General features: G+C 69.2%; 2 protein-coding genes and 1 pseudogene. All 3 read left to right on the top strand.

Features of this window, described 5'->3' with window-relative positions; translation table 11 throughout:
* Positions 1-664: sugar nucleotide-binding protein (locus PV363_RS17710; protein WP_301023079.1), on the top strand; the 664-nt coding region annotated here is incomplete at its 5' end.
* Between the two features lie 65 nt (positions 665-729).
* Positions 730-1,560: a hypothetical protein gene (locus PV363_RS17705; RefSeq protein ID WP_220364837.1), complete on the top strand. Its 831-nt coding sequence runs from the start codon at positions 730-732 to the stop codon at positions 1,558-1,560.
* Positions 1,557-1,809, top strand: a pseudogene (locus PV363_RS17700) (hypothetical protein); the annotation flags it as partial. The gene PV363_RS17705 and the pseudogene PV363_RS17700, both read left to right, overlap by 4 nt.

The following is a 1,809-nucleotide window of genomic DNA, read 5'->3' as shown; positions in this document are numbered from 1 at the left end:
CACCGCGGTCGACACCGCCGAGACACCGGAAGGCCGGGTGGCGGCCTGGGCCGCCAACGCGACCGCGCTCGTGCACCTCGCGACCACCGCCGCGCGACACCGGTTGACCGTCGTCCACGTGTCCAGCGACTACGTGTTCGACGGCACCCGTGAGGTGCACGACGAGTCGGAGCCGTTCTCTCCGCTCGGCGTGTACGGGCAGACCAAGGCCGCGGGTGACGCGGTCGTCTCGACGATCGCGCGCCACTACGTCGTGCGGACGAGCTGGGTGATCGGCGACGGCGGCAACTTCGTCCGCACCATGGCGCGCCTGGCGAAGGACGGCGTCAGCCCGTCGGTGGTCGACGACCAGCTCGGGCGCCTCACGTTCACGACCGAGCTCGCCCGGGGCATCGTCCACCTGATCGAGACGAGCGCTCCGTACGGGGTCTACAACCTCAGTGGAGGCGGCGCGCCGATGTCCTGGTACGACGTCGCACGCGAGGTGTTCGCGCGCTGCGGCCGCGATCCGCAGGACGTCACCCCGATCTCCACCGAGGCCTACGGCGAGGGCAAGGAGCTTGCACCGCGGCCCCGGCACTCGGTGCTGGACCTGACCAAGATCGAGTCCACCGGGTTCGAGCCGCTCCCGGTAGGTGAATCCCTGGACTCGTACCTCGCTTGACCTCCCGGACGGACCGTGGTTCTGGCTACAGTGTCGTGCAACCCGCCCTCAGGAAAGAGACACACGTGAGCCACGCTGCGCGGTCGTTCGCCGTCCGACGGATCAAGCCCCTGGTCAGCGACGCCGCCTGGGCGCGGCTCCGAGACCCGCTGGGACGGCGCGCCGCCCGCGGGCCGGCCGCGAAGTCGCGGACAGAGCACCTGGCGGAGATGGACCTCACGCAGCTGGCGAAGCACTTCCGGACCGACAAGTGGGGCAACCACCGTTACACCCCCCACTACGAGTACCACTTCGCGCCCCTTCGTGACGAGAAGATCAACGTTCTCGAGATCGGCATCGGCGGCTACGCCCGCGAGGGCCGTGGGGGCAAGTCGCTTCGGATGTGGAAGCACTTCTTCCGCAACGCGCAGATCGTCGGACTGGACATCGCGGACAAGTCGTTCGTCGACGCCGAGCGGATCACCACCTACCGCGGGAGTCAGACCGACCCCGAGGTGCTCCAGCGCATCATCGACGAGGTCGGCGAGCTGACGATCATCATCGACGACGGAAGCCACCGCTCCGAACACGTGCGGGCTTCCTTCGCCTACCTGTTCCCGCGGCTCGCCGACGGCGGGTTCTACGCGATCGAGGACACTCAGACCTCGTACTGGCCAGAGCGCGGCGGCAGCGAGGACCTCGACGACCCGACGACGACGATGGCGCTCGTCAAGTCCCTCGTCGACGGCCTCAACCACGAGGAGTTCGTGGACGAGGCGTACGAGCCCAGCTACACCGATCGTCATGTGGTGGCCGTCCACTGCTACCACAACCTGGTGATCATCGAGAAGGGCGACAACCTGGAGGGCACCCGCCGTCGAGCCATCCTGCGGGCCCGGTACGCAACTCCGGCGTGATCTCCTGGCGCGTGGCCTGGCAGGAGGCGTTGTACGGGCCCGGCGGCTTCTATCGCCGCGAGCACCCGGTCGACCACTTCCGCACCTCGGTGCACGCCTCCGACGCCTTTGCCGCAGCGGTGCTGACCTACGTACGCCGTGCCGGCCTGAGGGCGGTGGTCGATGCTGGCGCGGGCCGCGGCGAGCTCCTTCGGACCCTCGACGCCGCCGCGCCGGGTGAGCTGGACCTTCACGGCGTCGACCTCCGGC

Source organism: Mumia sp. (assembly GCF_028803055.1).
Taxonomy (GTDB): Bacteria; Actinomycetota; Actinomycetes; order Propionibacteriales; family Nocardioidaceae; genus Mumia.
This window is presented reverse-complemented; position numbering and strand designations above follow the sequence as displayed.